Below are 24,136 nucleotides of genomic sequence, written 5' to 3'. Positions count from 1 at the left end.
GACTCATGCAAATTATTTTGTTACAGCGTATCGTCAACCTTGGTAAACTCGGTGAAACTGTCGATGTAAAACCAGGTTACGGACGTAACTTTCTTATCCCTCAGGGCAAAGCACTACCTGCAACTAAAGCTAACATTGAAAAGTTCGAAGCACGTCGTGCTGAGCTTGAAGCTGAAGAAGCAAAAGAGGTAGCGGTTGCTCAAGAACGTGCTGATGCATTGACTGACGTTAATGTAATCATGCGTGCTAAATCAGGTGACGAAGGCAAGCTATTTGGCTCTATCGGTACTCGTGATATCGCTGAAGCATTGACTAACTCAGGTCTAGAAGTTGACCGTGCTGAAATCAAGCTACCTGAAGGCACTCTGCGTCAGATTGGCGAATACAATGTTGATATCCAATTGCATCATGACGTTACTGCTAGCATCTTAGTCACCATCCTATCTGAAGATGGTAACAACGACGATCTAGACAATGATGATGAAGTTGCAGACGAAAACGAAGACTATTCTGAAGAGTAATTTTTTGAATATCTAAGTTTTTAATAAAAAAAGCCAGTGACGTTAAGTTGCTGGCTTTTTTTATGAGCGCTCATTGGCACAATGTCAAGTCAAGCTCCGAGGGCATACAATTTAATAAGTGAATGACTTTAATCCACTCTTTACTTGTTTGTTCAATAAGTGACATAGTCCCGTAACTATTTGCAATAGATAGGATGGAAAGCTTATACTTAACGATAAGATACTGTCTATAAAGTCACCTTTATTACCATTCATTGAGTTGCTATGCTGTTCGTTTCTTATTCACTGACAGGGCAAGATTATATGATACAGACTAATGATAAATTGCTATGTATACGCGGTAACAGTTTTTATTCAGAAGGTGAGGTATACACCGTAGGCAGAATTGTGAATAATAAATATTTTCAGTTATTGACTGATAATAACGAAGATCATTGGTATGCCACTTTGGATGAGCAAGGTATTTATGTGAGCTTTGATTCTTCCGTCGCTGAAAACAGCAAAGCTTGGTTTGATAAGATAGCTTAGTCGCAAACTAAATGGCAATGTGTTCACTCAGAGAATCAGGTACAACAAATCATAGTACATGCTATTCAAAGCCAAAATATACAGGCGTCAATATTGTGGTAAACAATATGGTAGACATAAAATAAAAAGCCCATACTGTCATAGTATGGGCTTTTTATTATCAATAACCTCATATCTGTGTCGAATAGGTTTCCTCGCAGCACGTATTTGCGATAGAATATGCTCCTTTAAAAATACCTATCATTATTGATGCTCAGCTAAGTGAAAGCGGCATGGATAATTAACGAAGATATTAACGATACAGAGGCAGTAATGATCGTATTTTGGCTTGTGCTGACCATTCTTTTTATTATTTTCGCCACCGCAAAACTAAAGTGGCATCCTTTTTTAGTGTTGATTTTATCTGCTTTCTTGGTCGCACTCTTTTATCAAGTACCGCTTAACACGGTTGCTAAGACAATCTCTGATGGCTTTGGTGGTATTCTAGGTTATATCGGTCTGGTCATCGTATTTGGTACGATTATTGGCTTGATCCTCGAAAAAACAGGTGCCGCTATCGTCATGGCGGAATCCGTCATTAAAGTATTAGGCCCACGCTTCCCAACGTTGACCATGTCTATTGTGGGAGCAGTAGTGTCAGTGCCGGTGTTCTGTGATTCAGGTTATATTATCTTGAACTCTTTAAAAGAGTCTTTGGCTGAGCGTTTAAAAGTCTCTAGCGTGGCGATGAGTATTGCGCTCGCAACGGGTTTGTATGCGACCCACACTTTCGTGCCACCCACACCAGGCCCGATCGCGGCGGCAGGTAACTTGGGACTCGAGTCGAATTTAGGCTTGGTCATCATGGTGGGTGTGGTTGTGACAGCAGTTGCTGTATTGGCAGGCTGGTGGTGGTCGAATCGCTTTTTGAATGCCACGCCTGACAACATAGATGCAGAAGACGCCCCAGCAGCAGCAATGCCTGATGGTATGAAAACGCGTGATGATTATAGCCATCTGCCTTCGGCAACCATGGCGTTTTTACCGATTATCGTCCCTATTTTATTAATTTGCTTATCGTCAGTTGCCAATCTTCCAAGTGCACCCTTTGGCAGTGGTATGTTGACAGACATCTTGGTATTCATTGGTAATCCACTCACCGCCCTACTGGTTGGTCTGTTTTTATCCTTCCTTTTGATCAATTCAGAACAAAAAACGCAGCAAATTAGCGACAGCATTTCACAAGGTTTGGTGGTAGCAGCGCCTATTCTATTGATCACTGGCGCCGGCGGTGCATTTGGTGCCATGCTAAAAGTGACCCCAATTGGCGATTACTTAGGTACGACTTTATCGGCATTAGGACTGGGTATTTTTATGCCGTTTATTGTCTCTGCTGCGCTAAAAACTGCCCAAGGCTCAACCACTGTCGCTTTGGTCACCACCTCCGCGATGATTGCTCCTTTGCTGGGTCAAATTGGTCTCGACAGTGAGCTTGGTCGGGTCTTTTGTGTCATGGCGGTGGGTGCTGGTGCTATGACGGTTTCGCACGCCAATGACAGCTTCTTTTGGATTGTTAGTCAGTTTAGCCGTATGAGTGTTGCTCAAGCATATAAAGCCCATTCCATGGCAACTGGTATTCAAGGCGTGACCAGTATTGTGTTTATCTGGTTATTGACCTTAGTATTTATTTAAGATATCCGCTGAGTTACTCAAAGAGAGTTTTATGAAAATTTTAATCGCTCCCGATTCGTTTAAAGAAAGCTTAGAGGCGTTGGATGTTTGCCATGCAATCCAGTCTGGATTTAGTCAGGTATTCCCAAACGCTGAATATACCTTATTGCCCATGGCGGATGGCGGCGAAGGTACTTCTGCGGTATTGTCCTATGTGCTGGGTGGACGCTGGAAAGAAGTGCGCGTCCACGATCCATTAATGAGACCCATTACTGCCAAATACTTACTGTTACCGGATGCCACTGCGGTCATTGAAATCGCGCAAGCTTGCGGATTGCATCTACTGACGGTCGCAGAGCGTAATCCTGTTATTGCTAGTAGTTATGGCGTCGGTGAGCTGATTGCCGATGCGTTGGCTGAAGGTGCCAAACGCATTATTATCGGTCTGGGCGGTAGTGCAACCAATGACGCAGGACTTGGGATGCTAACCGCGCTTGGCATGACATTTCATGGCGCTGATGACAATATGTTGGGTCAAGGTGGCGGCGAGCTTGCCAACCTACAGCGACTGGACAATACGGGTTTTCATGCAAGTATACTAGATACGGTATTTGAAGTGGCTTGTGATGTGACCAATCCTTTATGCGGTGAATTGGGCGCGAGCGCTATCTTTGGCCCACAAAAAGGCGCTTGTCTACAGCAGGTCATTGATTTGGACAAAGCACTTGGTCACTTTGCCACCATCTGTGACGAGCACGGTTATGAGAAGTGTCAGGAAGTCGCTGGCGCTGGTGCAGCAGGCGGACTTGGTTATGCGTTAATGGGCTTTTGCCGTGCTCAGCTAAAGTCAGGTTTTGATACGGTGGCCGAAGTTGCCAGCTTATCACAGCATATTGCCGATTCAGATTTGGTGATTACAGGCGAAGGTAAGCTTGACGCACAAACCGCGATGGGAAAAGTCGCTGGCGGTATCAGTCAGCTCGCTAAAGCTAGCCACACACCTGTCATTGCTATTTGCGGTAGTGTGGATGGGTTAAAGCCTGCTGAGACGACCCAATTCGACGTCGTTATGCCGAGTATTCAGAGAATAGACTCTATTGACAATGTATTAAGCGCGGCTTATCACAATATTGAAACCACCGCTGTTAATATTGCTGCGGCCATGCGATTGGGTCAAAGCGTACGATAAAAAACGTTCTTTGGCATATTGGCGTATTTGTTCATCGATATTGACCCTACTCCAGCTCTCTTTTCTATTTACCCTTAAATCAATAGCACCCTCATTAATTGAAGGTGCTATTTTTTATTGACTACTGTCAAAGACCCGCCATTTTGCGATAAGGCGTGCTACTATTTAGGTAATAATAGATAACATTGCTAAGATGTTGTCTCAAAACCTACTCTCTTTTATCAAGGATGATAAACGATGACCTCTAGCCCAAATAAAACCGAATCCCCCTCCGCGACAGACATAAACGAGCCTTTGGTTATTAGAGAAGACAGCCATGATTCGCGCGGCGTCGTTACTCTCACCCTAAACCGTCCACAACAATTTAACGCCTTATCGGTTGAGCTGCTTTCTGCTATGCAAACTGAGCTGGACAGTATTGCTCAAGACCACCGTATTCAAGTGGTGGTCATCGCCGCCAAGGGTAAAGCGTTTTGTGCGGGTCACAACTTAAAAGAGATGCGGGCAAACACGGATGCGGCGTTCCACCGAGCACTATTCCAACAATGCAGTCGCATGATGCTAACCATCAATAATATGCCGCAGGTAGTCATCGCAAAGGTACAAGGCATCGCAACCGCAGCTGGCTGTCAATTGGTCGCCGCTTGTGATTTAGCCGTTGCTTCTGATAACGCTAAGTTTGCCACTTCTGGAATCAACGTCGGACTGTTTTGTTCCACTCCCGCTGTCACGGTCAGTCGCAACTTATCTCGTAAACACGCCTTTGAGATGCTTATTACTGGCGAATTCATCAGTGCCAGTACAGCGCTACAGCAAGGCCTGATTAATCGTGTGGCACCAAAGAATCAATTAGACACAACCCTAAAGTCTTTAATTGAGGCCATTACTACCAAATCTTCGGTCGCCGTAAAAACAGGCAAAGACATGTTTTATAAACAATTAGAGATGTCGTTAGCAGACGCTTATGAGTATGCCAGCGACGTCATGACCTGTAATATGATGACGGACGATGTCAGCGAAGGCATCGACGCCTTTATCGAAAAGCGCCATGCGGTATGGAAAGGATGTTAATGATTATATGAACACGTTCAAAGGAGAATGACGTTGCTATTGTTATGCAGCTATTATAAATCCTAAGATCATCAACGCAACAGCTATAAGCGTTTTCAAGAATGGTGATTTACATTCTTGCCAACGAGTGATAATAAAATATAAGTTAGCAAATGGAAAAAACAAATACAGTAGTCCCCAAAGTACCGACTCTTGAAAGGCAATGATGATTAACTTGATACTATAAATAAGACACATGATACTTGCAATAACAACTATAACTATTCCTATCGTTTCCACGTAACCTTCCTCAAAATATGTTGTAAAAACACGGTCGTCAGTTAAAAAAGATATTTTTAAATGTATTAATTATCTCAGAATTGTTGCTAGTACATAATAACAGGTAACATAAGAAACTCATAATTTTATAGGACATATGTTTAATATTTAAGTCAATCTTACTTCTATGGCTTGTAAAAAATGCTTGCATTATTAACTGTACTGAGAAGATTTATAAGACACAAAAAAGGACATGATATCGCTATCATGTCCTTTTTTTATACAGCTATTACAATCAATCTATCACTCAGCGGCAATAGCGATCATCTCAACCAGTAGTTCCGGACGTGCCAACGCTGACTCGCCGCAAGCACGCGCTGGTGGCTGGATGCCTTCAAACCATTTGTCATAGACTTCATTCATAGCGGCAAAGTCTGCCATGTCTTTGATCCAAACCGTGACAGATAGTAGCTTCGACTTGTCGCTACCCACTTCTTCTAATAACGTTTGGATTTTTTCCAAACAAGTCAATGTTTGCGCTTTGATATCGTCTTCTGCATTACCGACCTGACCACATAAGTATACAGTCTTGTTATGGACGACAATTCTGCTCATGCGTGGAGTACTATGTAGCTTTTTTATCATGTCATATACCTTCAATTTATAAATTTAAGTCTGTGCTAAATATGCTGAACGCGCGTTTATTTAGAAAAACGCTCAGCACTAAACGGCGCAAGATCAACCAGTAAAGGCTTCTCATGAATCATCTCTTCTACAAGACGTCCCGTCATCGGCCCAAGTGTAAAGCCCTGATGACTATGTCCGAACGCAAACCACAATTTTTCGTGCTTATTCGCCGGGCCAATCACAGGCTTCATATCTGGCATACAAGGACGCGATCCCGCCCACGCTTCACTCTCTACCGCGTCTTCTAACGGTAAGATCTTTTTAGCGAACTTCAATACGGTGTTTAATTGCCCGAAGTTTTTCGGCGCATTCATGGTCGTCATCTCAGCGCCCGTGGTGATACGAATGCCTTGCTGCATCGGACCCATGACAAAGCCTTTGTCCATATCAAACATACTGTGCTTGATCGTATTTTTATCAGTCACTTTAAAGTGCTGATGATAGCCACGCATTGGGAACAATGGCAAATCATAACCAAGCGGTCTGATCAAATCGTTAGACCAAGGCCCTGCAGCAATCACCAGCTTATCGCTATAGTAGGTTTCGCTGTCAGTAATAATTTTCCAGCCATCCGCCTCTTGCACGATGTCTTTTACATCGCTTTCTTTGATCGTACCCTGCATGTCTTGGAAATTTTTGGCATAGGCTTTTACCAATGAGCTTGGGTTGGACACTTGCCATGAGTTAAGCCAATGAATCGCGCCTACGAAATCGTCAAAATTGGCACTCGGCTCCATGGCTTTTAACTCTTCAACGTTCAATACGTTGTGCTCAACGCCTTGCTCGCGGGCATCTATCGCTAACGCCATGGCTTCTTTTAAGGTCTCTTCAGAGCGATGCAATTGCAACCACCCTTCACGAGTAATCAGCTCATCGGCGCCAGATGCGGTAATCATGGTCTGATGCTCACTGGTGCAATGCTCAATCAGCGTCTGCCATTCAGACTCAATCTTTTTGACTGACGCAGGCGTAGAGTATTTCCAGTACTGAAGCAGCGCTTGATGGTAACGCAAAATTGCGGGTATGCGATAACGAATATCAGTCCCTTGGTTGGGCAGTACTCGGATCATCTCCGTCAACTGACGAGGAAAAGGATGAGTGTGAATCGCTTCACGCTGAATCAGCCCAGCATTACCATATGACGTCTCTGACCCTGGTAGCTTCTTGTCTAACAGCAGCACGTTTGAATTGTTTTTTTGCAAATGCCATGCAATTGAGGTACCAACCATACCTGCACCGATAACGATCACTTCATAGCGCATAACCTGTCCTTCTCATAGGATATTAATACAGTGTGTCAAAATATAGGGGTCTAAATTATAAGGTGGTAATATAACGCATTGAGCCAAATATTAAACCCTTATCTAAAAAATATTTTTACGGCGACACATCTTTGGTTATGAATTTAATAGAAAGCCATTTTTAAAAGGAATAACCATTCTCAACTCAACTCTCACCACCACACCGGCTCATCACTTTCTTTAATAGACTTTTTAATCGTCTCAACTGTTACCTTTTCAGCAGACAACTCTGCGATAAACCGCGATACTTTATCAAAGTACCCTGAGTAACTCGCAAAGTAATCTGGCGCGGTTAAAAACAACCGATTTTTAGCACGGCTACAAGCGACATAAAACAACTTACGCTCCTCTTCCAGTGCTTCAAAATCACTCAATGAGCGATGGTGCGGGGTCATGCCATCGACCAAAGAATTCACAAATACCACTGGCCACTCAAGTCCTTTCGCGCTATGAATGGTAGAGATCGTCAACTTGTCATTACTTTCTTCTGCCTGCTCGGTCTTTGCAACTGTGGCGATTGAATCATTGGGTGGATCGAGTGCCAGATTTTCTAAAAAGCTATCGAGGCTGTCGTGCTCTGCCGCTAAGTTGGTTAAAACGCGAAAATCCTCACTGCGCTCACGCCAGTTGTCTTCATTGATTTTTAAGATGGGTATATAAAACGCAAGAATCCGCTCGATAATGGTATCAACGGTTTCTGCTTGGCTGGATTCGCTCAATACTTTATACAGGGGTGCAAGCTGTGTGCTTTTTTTGGCAAACTTTGCGGTTAGTAATGGCTCAAAGGAGTTGTTATCAGCGGTAATGGCTTGGGTTAGACGCGTGGCAGTGACCGATCCGACTCCTTTAAACAAGGTCAAAATACGATGCCACGCAATCGTATCATTGGGGTTATAGAGTATTTTAACGAAGGCCAATACGTCTTTAATGTGACGTCTTTCGATGAACTTGATACCGCCGACAACGATAAACGGTATGCGGCGCTCCATCAACTCAAGCTGTATGTAGTTGGATTGAAACGACGTGCGGCATAACACAGCAAAATCTTTATAGTCATATTCCGATTTGAGTGCCAAAACCGTATCAGCGATGTACTTCGCTTCTTTGGTTTCGTCGCTTAATCGGCAAAATACGGGCTTTACGCCCGCCGTCAGTGCGCCAGAGTACAACTGCTTTTGATAACCCAAAGTAATTTGCGCTGACAACGCATTGACATAATTTAAAACAGCGGGCGTACTGCGATAGTTTTGCTCAAGCTTGATAAGTTTTGCCTCAGGGTACGTCTCGCCAAACAATAGAATATTTTCGTAATTGGCCCCGCGAAAGGCATAAATACTTTGGTTATCGTCACCCACAACCATCAATGACACCGACTCAGGTTGGCAGATCAAATCAATCAACGCTTTTTGGGGGATGTTGGTGTCTTGGTACTCATCCACCATCAGGTAACGATACTGGTTTTGTAAAAGCTTGCGAAACTTCTCATTGTCTCTCAGATGACGTACTACTTGACCGATAATGTCATCAAAATCGTATAAATGATTACTGCGCTTATACTCATGAAAATCAACGGCCAGCTGTTCAATAATAGGGATGTGAGTCGCGATATCAGGATAGCTGCTCTCAATCAAATCACGAATCAAGATGCGGCGATTTCTCGATGTTGAAAATATTTTTTGCAGCGTTTTTTTGCGCGGAAATGCTTGAACGGTGACGTTAATTGGATATTTTTTCTCTTTATTGATCAGATCGATGGCATCTTCGCTATCGCCCGTATCCAAAATCGTAAAGCGCGGATTGATACCAAGTAGACCTGAATATTGGCGCAGTACCCTATTGCAAAATGAATGGAAAGTACCACTGGTAATCCCATTCAATGCTTTGCCCTCTTTTTGACCGTCGTTGATGCGACTGCTTGCCAGCAACGTCTGGGCGCGACTTTTGATTTCATTGGCCGCTTTACGTGTAAAGGTCAATAATAAAATCTCTTTGGGCGACACGCCATTTTCTATTAAGTAGCTGGTTCTATACGTTAGCGTTTTGGTTTTACCAGAGCCTGCTCCAGCGATGACCAATACCTTGCCCTCAATCGTGGTCGCCGCCAACAACTGATCCGCATTTAACTCACTGGCATAATCCACTTCCAGTGCTGAGCTGGCGAGCCGCTGATTTAACACCTCCGCATCTGCCCGTATCAAATTGGCTTCGAGTTTTTCAATTGCCTGTTCAAGACGCGCAAGCTTGGGTTTCATCTCAACGAAGTTTGGCGGATAGTCATAATGACTGGTATCAAAAATCTTAGGTTTCATTATACGGTCTTGCCTGTGACGAAGGGTGCAGCGCCATCTGTCCTTAGCAAAACAGATAGATGGGCGTTTAATAAGAATCATAAGTCGTAGCTTATCATAATAGTGTAAGCGCCAAACCTTGCAGATACAGTGTCATGAAAATGCGCTTAACCAGTATAACAACCTCACCCCTATTGAGTGAAATTTGCTACAATATGCGCAATTTTGATTTACTATTTAACCAAGTTGTTTATCAACTGATTTTATGACTACATTGAGAGAACGTTATGGGTTTTAATTGCGGCATCGTCGGTCTACCAAACGTGGGTAAATCCACCCTGTTTAATGCCTTGACCAAAGCGGGTATCGCCGCTGAAAACTTTCCATTTTGTACCAAAGATCCCAACACAGGTATCGTACCTGTGCCAGATCCACGCCTAAAGAAATTGGCTGACATCGTCAATCCTGAGCGCGTATTGCCAACGACGATGGAATTTGTGGACATCGCAGGTCTTGTCGCGGGCGCTTCAAAAGGTGAAGGCATGGGCAACCAGTTCTTAGCCAATATTCGTGAGACCGATGCCATCGCTCATGTGGTACGTTGTTTTGATGATGACAACGTCGTACACGTTGATGGTCGCGTCAGCCCCATTGATGACATCGAAACCATCAATACTGAATTGGCATTGGCCGATTTAGAAGCGGTTGAGCGTGCAATCCACAACCAAACTAAAAAGGCTAAAGGTGGTGATAAAGACGCGCAAGCATTGCTTGATGTGTTTAAAAAAGTTGAGCCATTACTAGCAGAAGGTAAAGCGGCGCGTGCAGCCAACCTTGATAGTGATGAGAAAAAACTCATCAGAAGCTATGGTTTAATCACCTTAAAACCAACCATGTATATCGCAAACGTCAGTGAAGATGGCTTTGAAAACAATCCATACCTAGATGCCGTACGCAATTATGCCACGGGTGAAGACTCAATCGTCATCGCCCTATGCAACCAAATCGAATCTGAAATCGCTCAGCTTGATGAAGACGATAAAAAAGACTTCTTGGCTGAGATGGATATGGAAGAGGCCGGTCTTGATCAAGTGATTCGTGGCGGTTATGACCTGCTTGATATGCAGACTTACTTTACCGCTGGTGTCAAAGAAGTGCGTGCATGGACAGTCGCTATTGGTGCCACAGCCCCGCAAGCGGCTGGTGTGATTCATACGGATTTTGAGCGCGGGTTTATCCGTGCCGAAGTCATTGCTTATGATGACTTTATCGAGTACAACGGTGAAAAAGGCGCAGCGGCCGCTGGTAAATCACGTCTAGAAGGTAAAACTTACATCGTACAAGATGGCGATGTAATGCACTTTAGATTCAACGTGTAATCTACCGTCATTCCAAAATAAAGACTGTATAGTGAGTTCGGTATAAAAACGAGTCAGCGGGACAGATATGAATTTTTTGCAGCCTCTGTCGGCGTAGGCACAGCAAGCCAGAAAAATTTATATTAGTTCCGCGCCATAAAATAACGTATCTGTTTTATTTAGAATCGACTATACATACAATCATCGTGTTCTACTGGTATCAATTTTCCTTACTGGCTGTTCGCGAGCGTGACAGATGCTTCGCAAAATTTCTCCCAGTAGAACCATACTTTCTTTAAAATCGATTGATTCTATTCTGACTTCGATATAAAAACCAATGTAGAGCAATCTATGTTGGTTTTTTTTATGCTCTTTATGTTATATTATAACGTAGCAATTTTAATACTTATATTCATTTACTTTGTTATTTATTAAGGCATTTTCCATGATAGCGCTTACCCGTACTCATTCTAAGACTGCTCTACTTTGCTTTACCTTTTTATTGATAGGCGTAGGCTGTGAACAAAAAACCGAGACGCCGCAAACCACTGATGATGCTGCGGTAGTAGATGAGGCACACGATGAGCACGAACAAGATCATGAAGGCCACGACCATGAAGAAGATGACCATACTCATGAAGGTCACAGTCATGAAGAGCACGACCACGACCATAGCCATGATGAACACGACGGACATGATCACAGCCATGATGGACACCATCATGATGCAGCAGACATGACCACCTATAACTGTCAGCCCGAACAAACCATTGAAGCTCATTATGACCCTGAGGATAGCACCCAACCTGCTACCAGCGCACACTTATTGATCGATGGCGTTGAGTATGACTTGACAGCGATGGCACTACCTAACTCTAACAATACGGGTGCCGCATATGAGACTGATATTGGGATTGCAAATGATGCGGGTATGAGATGGCAATTGAATGCTGACGCCACCAAAGCCGTATTAAGCAACAAAACATTAGACGGTAGTGTCGCTGAAGGTGAAGAAGCAATTTTATTCGATTGCCAAAAAACAGACGGCTAGAACTTATTAGGGAACATATAGGCAAGCCCCTATAAAATAAATACCGTGCTGCTGAGATAAAATTTGCGCCGCCTCTGTCTGCGTAGGTACAGTAAGCAAGAAAATTTATCTCACTAGCCGGTTGCCCTGTTTAACACCTCAAAAGTGTTATAGCGTTACTAGGATGAATTTTACGTAGCCTCTGTCGGCGCAGGCACAGCACGCAAGTAAAATTTGTGCTAGTAGCGCGTTTAAATTTATATAACCGTTGTATTTTCAACTGACTATATATTATTTACATCCTAGCCTTTGTATAATTAAACCCTTACAAGCGGTCGTTGTCTGACTATAAAGCAGGCAACAACAATAGATGAACCCACGCGACTATTTTGCTATGCTAAGAAGCAATAGAACAAATACGTCCGTTCATCATTGGGATAATTATAATAATGTCTAACCACCAATCATTTTCAAACGCGACCACACAATGGGCACATCTGCTCAGCGCCCAGCGACTTGGATCAACCAAAACGCCTAAAGCGGGCGAAACGGCACGCTCGCACTTCCATAAAGACTATGACAGACTGGTTTTTTCTCACTCCTTTCGCCAGCTCAATCAAAAAACCCAAGTCCATCCTTTAACCAATCAGCTCGGTATTCATACGCGCTTGACACATTCGCTTGAGGTGTCCTGCATTGGGCGTTCTTTAGGCATGATGGCTGCTGAAAAACTCCATGATACATTGGATAATGGTCTTCCAACTGGAGTCTCGCCAGCCGACGTTGGGGTGATTGTACAAGCCGCGTGCCTCGCTCACGATATTGGCAATCCACCGTTCGGTCATGCGGGAGAGTATGCGATTCGTGATTGGTTTAGGCAGCCTAAGCCTCAAGCCATCTTACAAAACCTAGATATCAATGCGCAGCTCGATCTGTTGGCATACGAAGGCAATGCTCAAGGTTTCCGACTACTGGTGCGCAACGAGCATCATCCTGATAAAGATGGTATGCGGCTGACCTGTGCCACGCTGGGTGCGTTTATGAAATACCCTTGGCTTGCGGCGCACAGTAACGATGTGAATAATCACCGTATCAGCAACAACGTACAGAAATTTGGCTGTTTTGAAAGTGAAGCATCACAGTTAGAAGCGTTGGCAGCTACCCTGCACTTGCCGCGCTCCGAGCAGCATGATGGCTTTGCTCGTCATCCTTTGGCGTATTTGTTAGAAGCGGCGGACGATATCTGCTATGCCCTCATCGACTTAGAAGATGGCATTAATCTGAATATGCTAACCTATACCGAGGTGGCCAGTATCTTTTATGAATTGATTGGCGAGCGTCCCAGCAGTATTCATTTGCCCGCCCACATGTCAGTCAGGCAAAGCTTGGCGTCCTTGCGGGCACGCGCTATGATGCGACTGGTCAATACCGTCACCGACGCTTTTGTTACCAATAATGACGCTATGCTGGCTGGAAAGCTAAACGGTAGCTTGTTTGATCATTGTGAGGCAGACGTGCAAAATGGCATCAATCGAGCCAAGCAGTTGGCACGCGAGAAAATCTTCAACCATCCAAGCAAAGTAAGAATGGAGCTAATGGCCAATCAATGTTTGCATCGTTTGCTCGATGCTTTTATGCCCCTCGCTTGGGCTGGTAATCAGGCAGCGCCCATGACAGTACCTATGTCATTTGAGCAGCAGCGATTGCTTAAATTACTACAGCCGCACCTTGATGAGCATCGCCGTGAGCTTTCAGACGACCATTACCACAACGTTTTAAACATCTTGGACTTTATTACCGGTATGAATGATCATGAAGCGTATCGATTGGCACAGGAATTACAAGGACACTGGGGTACAGTCGTTTAGTCGATGATGGGTTAATAGATTAAAACAAGTTATTTATTTTGGTCGTATTTATTCGCTGAAATAAGTATGATAAACCTTTACTGGATAATTCTGAAACATTATGAGCAGTCGCGAACAGAAGAAACTTCAAACTCGGCACGCCTTTTTCAATGCAGTGCTTGATTTATGTATGACAGGGCAATCTTTTAGCTCTATTAGCCTCAGACAAGTCACCCGTGAAGTCGGCGTTGTACCGACTGCCTTTTATCGGCATTTCGATGACATGGAGTCGCTTGGGCGCGCATTGGTGGTAGAAGAGCTTGGCGGTACGCTAGCGATACTAAGTGACAGTTTGCAAATTGGCCGCAAACGCAGCTTTGATCGCCAAATTGCCAAGAGCATTCAGCTATTTTTATATATGGTCAGCGACCAGCCTTATTATTGGCAGTTTTTAGTCAGTGAGCGTTATGGTGGCTCAGAAGCTGTCCGTAAAGCGATCAACGAGCTGGTAAAAAAGCACGCGCACAGTTTGGCCGAAGACTTGGCGCTACAGCCCGCATTTACTCATATTAATACCTATGACCGGCGCTTATTGGCCGAGGCTGGCGTCAACATGTTCTTTTCGTGGATCATCGACTGGTTAGAGCTAACTTATACCGAAGATCATGACGATGAGATTGATCTCAATGTGATTGAAGAAAACAAACAGCTCATGCTCCATAACTGCACTCGCCAAGCACAAATGCTGTTCTATGGCGCTTACAATTGGAAGTCTAGCGAAGAGACACGTTTAAAAGACTGACGATGCGTGCTCAAAATTTATCAAAAACTTGGCCTAAACGCCCACAAACGCTGCGTCACGACTTGAACGTCTTTTGCTTGTTTGTCGTCGCTTGTACCACTGGGATTTGAATTATTAGCACTGGCACCGTCATTGGAGTTGCTGTTATTGGAATTGCTGTTATTTAAATTACTGTTACTGCCGTTCGCTACTGCATCATTAATCGCAGTTTTACTAATCAATACCGTGGCAAAGCGCTGTCTTGCTTGACCGCTACTCGCGTCCACACTGGCAGTGTCAGTCACAGTAATGAGCGCCATAAAAGCCTGACTGTCCACTGCTAATAAGGGCGTGAGATCTCGTCGTTGTGTTTCATCCAACGTGCTTAAAACTGGCAATTGCCACAAATCATCAATAGACTCGAGCGCTTGCTTAGACCTCATATCGACGAGCCCTTGCATCTGTTCGCTGGTCGCGCCATCCATCAATGCAGCAAGCAGAACGGGGCTGGCAGTATTGACGTTAATAGGCACATAGTAAGGCGCTGCTGTAATATAAGGGCGCAGCGTCGTTAATACCTCATCAGTGACGCCTCGAACCTCATGCAACTGGTCAATACTCAAAAAAGGCTGATTTGGCAATGTACTGTTGCCAGTGGCACTCGACTGCTGAGCATATACCACACTCTCATTGCCACCATCTTCATACACTTCGCCGTCTGGATCTTGATAATCAAGTACCGCCACGGCAATATCAGGCTCTACATTCAACTGGGTCAAAAGTCTTTGAAAAACAGCCAAGGCGGCGGTATTCACAGCGCCATTTTGATACAAATTATTGATATTAAAGCGACTGGCCTCATCACGCATTTCGATACCAATACTATGCGTGCCCAAACTATACGGCGGTAAGGGCTGCGCCCAAATGTCCTGCTCACTATCCGTATCATTTAGCTTATCGTCAGCACGAATCATGGTGATGGCCAGCTGTTGACCAACATGGATGTCCTGTAGCAGCTGGTCTTGATCAAATAACAAGCCACTGCGCCTAATCGCTATCTTTTGGCTGGCAAGCATAGCGCCTGCAACCACCGTAATGCTGACCACCAATAGTAAAATAGTGAGCAGCGCGACGCCGCGCTGAGAGTGCGCTGTCATTGACATAAATGGCCTTTCTTATCAATCACGTGATACATTTTGGTACTACCTTTTCAATTAATGCGCCCTACTCAATCACTGTTTTCTATATTGCCATTAGCGTTATCGCTGAATCCATTACTGCTATTATTGTTCTCGTCATTGCCATTGTCGCCATTACTATTATCATTATCGACATTGTTAGGTGCGTTTTGATTCGTACTACGCACGATCGGTGGCGGCGTCAGTGCCCATTGCCAAGTGATTGGCATGTCCTCATAAGTAAAATTCAATGCCACTCCTTTTGGCAACAGTGCGGTCTCAGGCTGTGCGCTCCCTAAACCAGCTGCTTGTCCAGACGGCGCGTCCGTATTATTACTGCCATTTTCATCAGGGAATTTGGGACTCAATGCTGGTAGATACGCTTGCCAGCGTCCGGCAGTTATTCCTTCTAGCAATACGCTGTCTAAGCTGACACTATCACGTCCGCCATCTAAGCTTGTGTATTGACGGCGAATCAAGCGGTCTTCCACAAAAACGTATTCGATACGCTGTATGCTCGCACTGCTCTGGTAGCGCGGATCGGGATCAGCAAAGCGCATAAAGCTTATATGTTCGCCATCTAGGCGCATAAAAGGCTCAGGCACTATATCATTGGTTTGAGCGCCGTTGTCAGCATTGGCAATATTACGATTACTGGCGACACCTTCTTGTTGGGTGCTGGCTGCTTGATAAGGAATGACTTGTCCCATGTCTTGCTGCAATTGCAAATAAGCATATTGCAATACTGCCAAATGATCGGCGTGAAATTGCGCCCGTTCACGTGCTCGGTTGACACCATCAAACACTTGCCAGCCTGCGACCGCTAGCATCGCAAAGATGGCCATGGCAACCATCAGTTCAAGCAAAGTAAATCCATGTTGCTGCCTCACGGATTGCCCCCTGTCTGTCCTGACATACTGGCGGCCTGAGAGGGTATGCGGCCTAGATCTAGACTGCCACTCTCTTGTTTGCTATTGCTAACAACCACATCAATATCTGTCACTACCGTCCCTGTTTGCCCATCTATAATAGGTGCAACCGCGATGTTCACCTTTTTTAATGAGGGCGTAATCGCATCACTAACCGTCATGACTACTTGCCAGTCCCGACCTTGAGCGTTGAGACTCTGCGTACTATTTGCCGTGAGCCAGGTGTCTTGAATACGCAAATCTGCCGCTGCGTTTTGGGCAACAAAATGAGCCAGCGTGCGGGTACGCAACACATCAACGGAGCTAAGATAAGCGCTACTCGCGCGGCTAGCAGCAACAGCAACCACTGCCAAAATGGCCAAAGCCACCATGACCTCGATGAGAGTGAAGCCGCTCTCATGTTTGGATTTAGAAGATGCTCTCTTGACAATAACAGGAGATGATTTGGATAAAAGAGCCATCAACTATGACCCCTGTCCAATCATCATACTGCCATCAGGCATGATCGTAATCACTTCACCGACCAGACGAGAATTGTGGATTACTTCAAGAGTGACAGGCGCGGCTTGCCCTGTACCGAACCATAGTATCTGCGGCACTGCTTGATCGGCAAACCAAGGCTGTAACTGCCTTGTTTCCGTATCAGATGAATTACTAGAAGCCAAACTTTGTACCCTTAAGCTGACACCAGCTGGCAAATCAGGCAGGCTGACTTCTGACTCAACGTCCCAGCTTGGGGTTGGCGGTTGATTGTCGCCCTCTCCTGACATGCCCGTCAGATCAGCAGACAACTCCATGGCGTTTTTTGGGCGACCATCGATGCTATTGGGTACCGTATCTGCGGTTTGATAAGCCACATAAGGGTTCGATAAGGTGACAATCACAGGTTTTACCTGTCCCTCTTTGTCCGCTTGTAAGCTCAAGCCCATAGGCTGCATGCGCTCAGCAGATAGCAATCGAACATAATTCAATGAATCGGTAAGATGCTCATAAAAGGCACGGTTTTTTCGGGACTCGCTACTACCAACGGACAAGCTCATCATGCCCGCAAATATCGATAGAATGACCACCACGACCACAATCTCAACAAGGGTAAAGCCTCTTTGTGATCGACCAGGGTTGGGTGGATATACCATAGACGCGTTATCTATTAACCGTTTTTCACGTCGATAAGGACAACGCAATAAATGACTGTCCGTCTTATCAGGCAAAAAACTTTGACGAATCAAGCCTACATAGCAAATAGTGGCTGAGCTGGACTGAGACTTGGCAGTGACCGGCATATTGCACCTATAAGCCTATGAGTAGGTTGTCGTATGTGGAGAGGTGATGTCAGTTGTCGAGATGATAAAAAATAGAGATTGAAGCGTGCTGCAATATAGAATATGACAACACGAGAAGCGTTGAGTAGCCTTACTAATAAACTAAGCGTCAATAGATTAACAGGTAATAACCACACTAATAACTGGCATTGCGATGCTCTTCTGATTCAGTGTCAATTTGCTCTACGAGCTCTTGCATGTCTTCATCCATAACCTCATTATCCTCAGCAGGATAATGACTTGGCAGCTCAAGCATTTGCTGCACAAAAGCATAACGTAGAGTATCACGGCGGCCCAAATAACGCTGATAGAAGCTTGAGTTCAACAGGCCTGCCCCGCCTTGACCCATTGCCCAAATAGAGGACAAATAATCACGAGTGCTCAGACTACTATGCTCATCCCTTAAATACGCACTAATGATATCGATCAGACGTTTCATACGCTGACGACGAATATCATATAGCTCGCCAAATAAGCGATTAAGACCAGTCACCGATGCCGCTAAGCGCTCTTCAATTTGGTTAAGTAGCATTGCTTTTTGCGGATTGAACAACTGCTGAAAAATCATTCGGGCCACGCCTGCTGATGGACAGTCATCTATACGATTGATATCAAATAATTGCTCTTCATAGCGGATAATAATGCGCAAATAAAGCTCGTCCTTGCTGGAGAAATGCTTATACAGTGTACCTTTAGCCAAATCGAGCTGATCTGCCAAACTGTCCAAAGTAATATCACCATCGCCCGACTCGAGTAGTAGTTGCTCTGCCATCGCTAAGATATTCTCTTCTCGTGCCTTGAACTGATGCTGACGACTCATAATCCCTCCTAAAATCTGACAAGATTAAGCATACCACCGTTGTTTATGTTAGCGCATCAGCAAAAAGTAGAAGTCTATGCAAGGACGGCTTGGCAGTTTCAACAGAAGGTACGCTTATTTTTCTAAATAAACATGGGCAATCACGTATTCAAATTTATCATTAAAATCACTCAGCCTATAAGCCACATAGCGGACTGATAAATGACTGATTGGTCATAGCATAACGATTTTAATGATACTGTGCTAGTAAATTTTCAAAGTTTTTTGCAGTCAATTCGCCTATTTCTTGTGCGTTGCAACCATACATTTCTGCGATATAAGCAGCGACGTATGGTACATAAGCAGGTTCATTGGGTCTGCCGCGTTTGGGAACAGGAGCCAAATAAGGGCTATCCGTTTCGATCAGCATTCTATCTTTCGGCATTTTGCGTGCGGCGTCCTGAATCGTCTGCGCACTTTTAAAGCTAACGATACCTGAAAATGAGATATAAAATCCTAAATCCAGCGCGCGTTTTGCTGTTTCCCAATCTTCAGTAAAGCAATGAATAATGCCATGTTCAGCGCCTTCACTTTTTAAGATATCAATCGTATCTTCTTTGGCATCACGCATGTGTATCACCAGTGGTTTTTTTAGACGTTGACTGGCATGAATATGACGCGCAAGACTGTCTTGCTGCTCTTTTTTATTCTCCGTTGACCAGTAATAATCCAATCCTGTCTCTCCAATTGCCCACACATGATCGGCACTAGCGGTTTCTATCAGGCGTTCAGTCGTAGCTGATTGTAAGACACTGATATCCTCACAAGGATGAATACCCACACTCATACCAAGATTGAGCGTTTCATCCTGATAAGTCTGAACAATCTTAGTGATGTTATCATATTCTTCAAAATCACACATAATAGCCATAGCACGGGTGACATTGGCGTCTTTCATCGCGGCAATCGCGCCAGACAGTTGACCATCGTATTTGGTTAAATCTAAACGGTTGAGATGGCAATGGGTATCAGTAAACATAAGCACTCACATTAAAAAAAGGTTTTCGTTAATAAAACGACTAAATAAAAAAACGAGATTAGGTACTGCTAGGTTAGGGCGTGTTGAAAATTAAAGGTTGTCAGAGTATTTATTGCTCTAAAGAAGGCTGTTTTCAAGTAGGGTTTAACAGTACACTAGTAGAATGGCGTTCGATTTTACTTACCACGGGTCGCTAGTATTGATCGCTTTTGTTGCGAGACCACGTGAACTTGGTTGACTAGTTTATACCGCCTTTCATAATGATAATCAGTGCAATAATGATCAGTGCAGTGGCACAACGCGCATCACCTCTTCTATGGTGGTGATTCCTTCGCTAATACGTTTTGCGCCAGACAAACGCAGCGGTTGCACCCCTTCTCGGTACGCTTGCTGTTTGAGCACGTCTAAACTTGCATCAGCAGCCACCAATTTTTTTAACTCATTGGACAATGGCATGATCTCATATAAGCCAACACGGCCTTGATAACCAGTATGACGACAGTGTTCACAGCCTTGAGCCGTATAAATTTGAGTAGGCAACGTAGCACGCCAAGGCTGCACCAGCTCTTGCCACTGAATGGCAATCTCACTCTCTGGCGTGACCTCAATGGCTTGTTTACAATGCGGACAGAGTGTCCGTAATAAGCGCTGTGCCATTACGCCCAATATAGTCGCTGACGTTAAAAATGGCTGAATACCCAAATCATGCAAACGCGTTAAGGAGCTCGGCGCGTCATTGGTATGCAGCGTTGAAAGTACCAAATGCCCTGTCAATGAAGCTTGTACGGCCATATTTGCTGTTTCAGCGTCGCGAATCTCACCCACCATAATGATATCAGGATCTTGACGCATTAATGAGCGAATACCGTCAGCAAAGTATAGATCGACGCCCGCATTGACTTGCATTTGATTAAAAGCAGGCTCTATCATCTCAATAGGGTCTTCAATCGTACAGACATTGACCTGCTCAGTGGCCAGTTGTTTAAGCGTACTATATAAAGTAGTGGTTTTCCCTGAGCCTGTCGGACCTGTAACGAGAATAATGCCATTGGGATGCGCGGTCAATTCATGCCACGTTTCAAGCTGCTTGCCAGACAAACCAAGTTGAGCAAACGAGCGCACCAGTACTTCAGGATCAAATACCCGCATGACTAATTTCTCACCAAAAGCCGTCGGCATGGTAGACAGTCGCAGTTCAGTCTCTAATCCCTTTGGTGTACGCGTTTTTAGGCGGCCATCTTGCGGTTTGCGTTTTTCGGCAACATTGAGCCGCCCTAGGATTTTGATACGTGCCGTCACGGCCACTATAATGGCCAGCGGCATCTCATAAACGGTGTGGAGCACGCCATCAATACGAAATCGCACTTTACCTGTCTCACGACGCGGCTCTAGATGAATATCACTGGCACGCTGCTCAAAAGCATATTGTAATAGCCAGTCGACGACTCTGACAATGTGCTGGTCATTGGCATCGGGGTTGGTGTTATCACCCAGTTGCAATAATGCCTCGACATTGGTCACATCTGCCGCTGCTCGTTTATGGACACTATTCGCACCTGCTATCGCTTGCGTGACTTGATAAAATTCCCGCCGGTAACGACTAATCTGATCAGGACTGATATAAACTGTGCGGTAGCTTCTAGATTTTATCAGCTTTTCGATACTCGCCTGCCAATCCGTATAAAACGGCTGATCTGTACCGATGATCACTTCATCAAGTTTTACTTCAATCGGTAAAATATGTTGCGAGCGTGCATACTCAAAGGACATCAGTTGCGTTACGGCTGGGACATCGACTTTCAGAGGATCAATACGAATCAGTGACACCCCTGCTTTACTTGCCAGCCACTGGTTCAGCCATGTAAGCGTCAATTTGGTTTCAGCGTTTTGATCAAGAGCATGGCCATTTGGTAAACCAAACTCGCTGATGGTCAATAGTGGATGCTGCGCCTTATCACGACGACTGGTAATGACAAGATTGTAACCACGCTGATCGATTACTTTGTCTGCCAACAATTCATCTAGGCACCAACGCAAATCAATCACGATTGAATAGTTCTGTACAGACATATTTTGCTTCTTTTATTATTGGCAACGAATTCATGTAGAAATGGATTTTAGTGTAAAGCCTTATAAACAATTACTCTATTACTAATAAAGGACTAAGCAATAAGCGCGATGAGGCGTTTTTGGCACGCTACCCCCTCACCTCTACCATATCGGTTATTTGTAAACTCCTTGATTCGACCAACCGAAAGGTCACATCGATAGACTTATAACGCATCACAAACGACGTTTTTGTGTCATCACGGCGATAAGCGGGGCGCGGGTCTTGCGCGATAAGCGCTTTAATCGTATCGATATCAGAGGCGAGTAATTGGCTTTGTATTTGCTGAAGACGAGCAGAGATCGTAACAGATTTTGTATCAGTCGCTTCAGTAATACTTTTATTCACTTGCCCTCGATTAACCAGATTGATAAATTGCTGAGAAGCGGACTCGGTGAGGGTTACGTCTAACGACACAGGCGCAGCTGGGGCAAAGCCACTCTCTGCATAGGTAATAGCATCACTATAAGCGATATAAGGCTTGATATCGATAATCGGTGTGGCATCTATCATGTCTGCCCCACTAATAACCAATAACGCGCGACCTTCTATGATCTCAATACGCTCAAGCTTGACGACAGACAGTCCCAGCGCTGACGGTCGATACATACTGCGACTGGCAAACACCCCTATTTTTTGGTTGCCGCCCAATCTTGGTGGTCGTACTTGCGGACGAAAACCGCTGTCTGTTTTATTAAGCCTATTGTCCTTGTCGATATAGTTGTGATGAAATTGCCAACTGACCCAAATGTGACTGAATGCCTCTAAACCAATAAAAGCCGCTGGCGTATCGTAAGGCGATGACATCTCGATGATACTGGTCACTGCGACCAAATTGGGCTGCCTTGGCGCACCGAATTTTTGCGTCAACGGCGCACGGTGATAACCAATGATTGGCGCACGGTGCTCCTCCTTTTGAGACGCGTTGTCACGACACCTATTGTCATAACCCATAGACCCACTCCATCAATGACAAGATGCTTTTATCAAACCCATCTGCCCAATCTTACAAAATTACTCGCTAACGATATTCCATTTTATCATGCTGCATCACTGCTGCTGGACGGATTTTTATTTTAAAGTTTGGTATGATGAGCAAGCAATTCGATGCCAGCCTTTTCATATCGTACGCTATGGTACGTTTTTATAGACCTTCAAGCCCTCTCTACATACTGACAACATTCCATAAAATGTTAGAATAGCGCTCAGATTTTTGGTCAGTAAATTCATGGTATCATCGAACGCTCACAAAATTAATGTTTGCAAGACAGCTCTGTAGACACTTATCACGGTTCAGAGACTTCTTTATACGCTGTAATCTAACATTGAAAACCTTTATTTAATACTCATCTAAATTTAACGACAAAGATAGCAACTTATTGACGAGGACTTTATGTCAAAACTTCGCACCGAAACGGTCACAGAGGTTCATCATTGGAATGACTCTCTATTTAGCATCAAAACCACTCGTGATGACGGCTTACGTTTTCGCAATGGCGAGTTTGCGATGATTGGCATCGTTGTTGATGGCAGGCCGCTGTTACGCGCTTACTCAATTGCTAGCCCGAACTATGAAGATCATTTAGAGTTCTTTTCTATCAAAGTTCCAGATGGTCCATTGACGTCGCGTTTGCAGCACATCAAAGTGGGCGATGAGTTATTGGTCAGCAAAAAGCCGACAGGTACGCTGGTACTAGACGATCTGCTCCCAGGCAAACACTTATACATGCTCTCAACAGGGACTGGTATGGCGCCATTTTTGGCATTGGCGCGTGACCCTGAAGTTTATGAGCGGTTTGAGAAAATCATTTTGGTTCATGGTGTACGTCACGCAGAAGACTTGGCGTATCGCGACATGTTCGAAAACGAGCTGCCTAATGATGAGATCTTTGGCGAATGGTATCGCGAAAAATTCATCTACTATCCAACGGTGACTCGTGAAGAATTTAGAAACCAAGGCCGTGTGACCGATTTGATGACGTCAGGCAAGCTTTTTGAAGACATTGGATTGCCGCCAATCAACAAAGACGATGACCGTGTCTTGATATGTGGCAGTATGCCGTTTAACGCAGATGTCTCAGCGATTTTGGACGACTTTGGTTTGACCGTGTCACCGCGTATGGGTGTACAAGCGGACTATGCTGTTGAGCGTGCGTTTGTTGGATAATGAGTATTTAAAAGACTTAATTGTAAATAATTTAAAATAATTCTTGACGGCTAAAAATAGGCTGCTATAATACGCAGCCTATACAG

General features: G+C 44.6%; 21 protein-coding genes. 10 read left to right on the top strand and 11 right to left on the bottom strand.

The features are described 5' to 3' along the window. Window positions 1-5 precede the first annotated feature (5 nt). The 5 genes from rplI (at window position 6) to AAJP47_RS08815 (ending at window position 4,959) form a co-directional block, all read left to right on the top strand. The gene (rplI, locus tag AAJP47_RS08835) at window positions 6-521 is read left to right on the top strand and encodes a 50S ribosomal protein L9 (RefSeq protein WP_346717552.1); all 516 of its coding nucleotides are present in this window, start codon (window positions 6-8) and stop codon (window positions 519-521) included. Between the two features lie 303 nt (window positions 522-824). Further along, window positions 825-1,049, top strand: a complete 225-nt coding sequence (locus tag AAJP47_RS08830) for a hypothetical protein (protein WP_346717551.1) — start codon at window positions 825-827, stop codon at window positions 1,047-1,049. A gap of 312 nt (window positions 1,050-1,361) precedes the next feature. Then, window positions 1,362-2,720: a GntP family permease gene (locus AAJP47_RS08825; protein ID WP_346717550.1), complete on the top strand. Its 1,359-nt coding sequence runs from the start codon at window positions 1,362-1,364 to the stop codon at window positions 2,718-2,720. A gap of 31 nt (window positions 2,721-2,751) precedes the next feature. Then, window positions 2,752-3,888, top strand: coding sequence for a glycerate kinase (locus AAJP47_RS08820; protein ID WP_346717549.1), 1,137 nt, complete (start codon window positions 2,752-2,754; stop codon window positions 3,886-3,888). A 237-nt stretch (window positions 3,889-4,125) separates the two neighbouring features. After that, the gene (locus AAJP47_RS08815) at window positions 4,126-4,959 is read left to right on the top strand and encodes an enoyl-CoA hydratase (protein ID WP_346717548.1); all 834 of its coding nucleotides are present in this window, start codon (window positions 4,126-4,128) and stop codon (window positions 4,957-4,959) included. A 561-nt stretch (window positions 4,960-5,520) separates the two neighbouring features. Here the strand turns inward: AAJP47_RS08815 and AAJP47_RS08810 are convergent. The 3 genes from AAJP47_RS08810 to AAJP47_RS08800 all read right to left on the bottom strand — a co-directional run bounded on the left by AAJP47_RS08810 (window position 5,521) and on the right by AAJP47_RS08800 (window position 9,514). Then, entirely contained in the window at window positions 5,521-5,859 is a 339-nt protein-coding gene (locus tag AAJP47_RS08810; protein WP_346717779.1) for a RidA family protein, read from the bottom strand. A gap of 59 nt (window positions 5,860-5,918) precedes the next feature. Beyond that, window positions 5,919-7,166 carry an NAD(P)/FAD-dependent oxidoreductase gene (locus AAJP47_RS08805; protein ID WP_346717547.1) on the bottom strand — a complete coding sequence of 416 codons (1,248 nt, stop codon included), beginning with the start codon at window positions 7,164-7,166 and terminating at the stop codon, window positions 5,919-5,921. Window positions 7,167-7,357: 191 nt separating this feature from the next. After that, window positions 7,358-9,514 carry an ATP-dependent helicase gene (locus AAJP47_RS08800; protein ID WP_346717546.1) on the bottom strand — a complete coding sequence of 719 codons (2,157 nt, stop codon included), beginning with the start codon at window positions 9,512-9,514 and terminating at the stop codon, window positions 7,358-7,360. 266 nt (window positions 9,515-9,780) lie between these two features. On the opposite strand from AAJP47_RS08800, the gene ychF reads away from it, so the two are divergent. The 4 genes from ychF to AAJP47_RS08780 all read left to right on the top strand — a co-directional run bounded on the left by ychF (window position 9,781) and on the right by AAJP47_RS08780 (window position 14,530). Then, entirely contained in the window at window positions 9,781-10,872 is a 1,092-nt protein-coding gene (ychF, locus tag AAJP47_RS08795) for a redox-regulated ATPase YchF (RefSeq protein ID WP_346717545.1), read from the top strand. 424 nt (window positions 10,873-11,296) lie between these two features. Further along, window positions 11,297-11,902, top strand: a complete 606-nt coding sequence (locus AAJP47_RS08790) for a hypothetical protein (protein ID WP_346717544.1) — start codon at window positions 11,297-11,299, stop codon at window positions 11,900-11,902. A gap of 428 nt (window positions 11,903-12,330) precedes the next feature. After that, window positions 12,331-13,749 carry a deoxyguanosinetriphosphate triphosphohydrolase gene (locus tag AAJP47_RS08785; RefSeq protein ID WP_346717543.1) on the top strand — a complete coding sequence of 473 codons (1,419 nt, stop codon included), beginning with the start codon at window positions 12,331-12,333 and terminating at the stop codon, window positions 13,747-13,749. A gap of 100 nt (window positions 13,750-13,849) precedes the next feature. Beyond that, the gene (locus tag AAJP47_RS08780) at window positions 13,850-14,530 is read left to right on the top strand and encodes a TetR family transcriptional regulator (RefSeq protein ID WP_346717542.1); all 681 of its coding nucleotides are present in this window, start codon (window positions 13,850-13,852) and stop codon (window positions 14,528-14,530) included. Between the two features lie 20 nt (window positions 14,531-14,550). Here the strand turns inward: AAJP47_RS08780 and gspK are convergent, their stop codons facing one another. From gspK to tsaA, 8 genes are all read right to left on the bottom strand, one after another. Continuing rightward, window positions 14,551-15,672, bottom strand: coding sequence for a type II secretion system minor pseudopilin GspK (gene gspK / locus AAJP47_RS08775; RefSeq protein ID WP_346717541.1), 1,122 nt, complete (start codon window positions 15,670-15,672; stop codon window positions 14,551-14,553). 65 nt (window positions 15,673-15,737) lie between these two features. Beyond that, on the bottom strand, window positions 15,738-16,577 hold the full coding sequence (gspJ, locus tag AAJP47_RS08770) for a type II secretion system minor pseudopilin GspJ (RefSeq protein WP_346717540.1): 840 nt from the start codon (window positions 16,575-16,577) through the stop codon (window positions 15,738-15,740). Next, a complete protein-coding gene (gene gspI, locus AAJP47_RS08765; RefSeq protein WP_346717539.1) occupies window positions 16,574-17,077 on the bottom strand; it encodes a type II secretion system minor pseudopilin GspI in 504 nt (167 codons plus the stop codon). The genes gspJ and gspI overlap by 4 nt, the downstream gene beginning before the upstream one ends. Window positions 17,078-17,080: 3 nt before the next feature. Beyond that, window positions 17,081-17,899: a prepilin-type N-terminal cleavage/methylation domain-containing protein gene (locus AAJP47_RS08760; RefSeq protein ID WP_346717538.1), complete on the bottom strand. Its 819-nt coding sequence runs from the start codon at window positions 17,897-17,899 to the stop codon at window positions 17,081-17,083. A 175-nt stretch (window positions 17,900-18,074) separates the two neighbouring features. Further along, a complete protein-coding gene (locus AAJP47_RS08755; RefSeq protein ID WP_346717537.1) occupies window positions 18,075-18,758 on the bottom strand; it encodes a TetR/AcrR family transcriptional regulator in 684 nt (227 codons plus the stop codon). Window positions 18,759-18,987: 229 nt separating this feature from the next. Next, window positions 18,988-19,776: a TatD family hydrolase gene (locus AAJP47_RS08750; RefSeq protein WP_346717536.1), complete on the bottom strand. Its 789-nt coding sequence runs from the start codon at window positions 19,774-19,776 to the stop codon at window positions 18,988-18,990. Between the two features lie 282 nt (window positions 19,777-20,058). After that, window positions 20,059-21,846: a type IV pilus assembly ATPase TfpB gene (tfpB, locus tag AAJP47_RS08745; protein WP_346717535.1), complete on the bottom strand. Its 1,788-nt coding sequence runs from the start codon at window positions 21,844-21,846 to the stop codon at window positions 20,059-20,061. Between the two features lie 127 nt (window positions 21,847-21,973). After that, entirely contained in the window at window positions 21,974-22,837 is an 864-nt protein-coding gene (gene tsaA, locus AAJP47_RS08740) for a tRNA (N6-threonylcarbamoyladenosine(37)-N6)-methyltransferase TrmO (protein WP_346717534.1), read from the bottom strand. A 439-nt stretch (window positions 22,838-23,276) separates the two neighbouring features. Here tsaA and AAJP47_RS08735 point away from each other — a divergent pair, with 439 nt between their 5' ends. After that, a complete protein-coding gene (locus AAJP47_RS08735; protein WP_346717533.1) occupies window positions 23,277-24,050 on the top strand; it encodes a ferredoxin--NADP reductase in 774 nt (257 codons plus the stop codon). Window positions 24,051-24,136 lie beyond the last annotated feature (86 nt).

It is taken from the genome of Psychrobacter halotolerans (assembly GCF_039680845.1).
In the GTDB taxonomy this organism is placed as follows: domain Bacteria; phylum Pseudomonadota; class Gammaproteobacteria; order Pseudomonadales; family Moraxellaceae; genus Psychrobacter.
Note: the sequence above shows the minus strand (reverse complement) of the source record. Positions and strands in the feature narration are given on the sequence as shown.